Source organism: Mesorhizobium sp. M5C.F.Ca.IN.020.32.2.1 (assembly GCF_004023105.1).
GTDB classification, from domain to species: domain Bacteria; phylum Pseudomonadota; class Alphaproteobacteria; order Rhizobiales; family Rhizobiaceae; genus Mesorhizobium; species Mesorhizobium wenxiniae.
Window position 1 is genome coordinate 1 of record NZ_RZSX01001422.1, and the last position, 887, is coordinate 887.

Consider the following 887-nt stretch of genomic DNA (forward strand, 5'->3'; position numbering starts at 1 on the left):
TGTCATGCTGCTCATGGCATCCCTCCGGTCAATCCGATTCGTTGGCAGTTGGAATATGTGTATTGCCGCAGCACAAACCAAAAGCCCGCGGGCCGGTCAATATGGTATGTCACTTGCTGCGCTGCGGCATTTCATTCCCGAAAGCGGTTGAGTGAAAGGATTTGCCGATTGAGCAAACAGTGCGATTGGGATAGACACCGGCATTGAACCCCTACCGTTGCCGCACTAATTTAGGCAGACGGACAGGAACTGGCCGCTTGCCGCCTGCCCGGAAATCCAGAGAAAAGATCAGATGAAAAATCGCCGCCGCATTTATGAAGGCAAGGCCAAGATCCTCTATGAGGGCCCTGAGCCGGGAACACTGATCCAGTTCTTCAAGGACGACGCGACCGCTTTCAACAAGAAGAAGCACGAAATCGTCGATGGCAAGGGCGTGCTCAACAACCGCATTTCCGAGCACATCTTCAACCATCTCAACCGGATGGGCATTCCGACTCACTTCATCCGCCGGCTCAACATGCGCGAGCAGCTGATCAAGGAAGTCGAGATCATCCCGCTCGAAGTGGTGGTGCGCAATGTCGCCGCCGGTTCGCTGGCCAAGCGTCTTGGCATCGAGGAAGGCACCGTGCTGCCGCGCTCGATCATCGAATTCTATTACAAGGCCGACGCGCTCGACGACCCGATGGTGTCTGAAGAGCACATCACCGCTTTCGGCTGGGCGAGCCCGCAGGAGATCGACGACGTGATGGCGCTGGCCATCCGTGTCAACGATTTTCTCTCCGGATTGTTCATGGGCGTCGGCATCCAGCTCGTCGACTTCAAGATCGAGTGCGGCCGCCTGTTCGAGGGCGACATGATGCGCATCGTCGTTGCCGACGAGATCTCGC

Annotated in this window: 1 protein-coding gene; it reads left to right on the top strand. The window is 56.8% G+C overall.

The window, feature by feature from the left end:
* Nucleotides 1-292 precede the first annotated feature (292 nt).
* Nucleotides 293-887, top strand: a 595-nt coding sequence (locus EOA86_RS36490) for a phosphoribosylaminoimidazolesuccinocarboxamide synthase (protein WP_128345822.1), incomplete at its 3' end; no start/stop codon positions are given.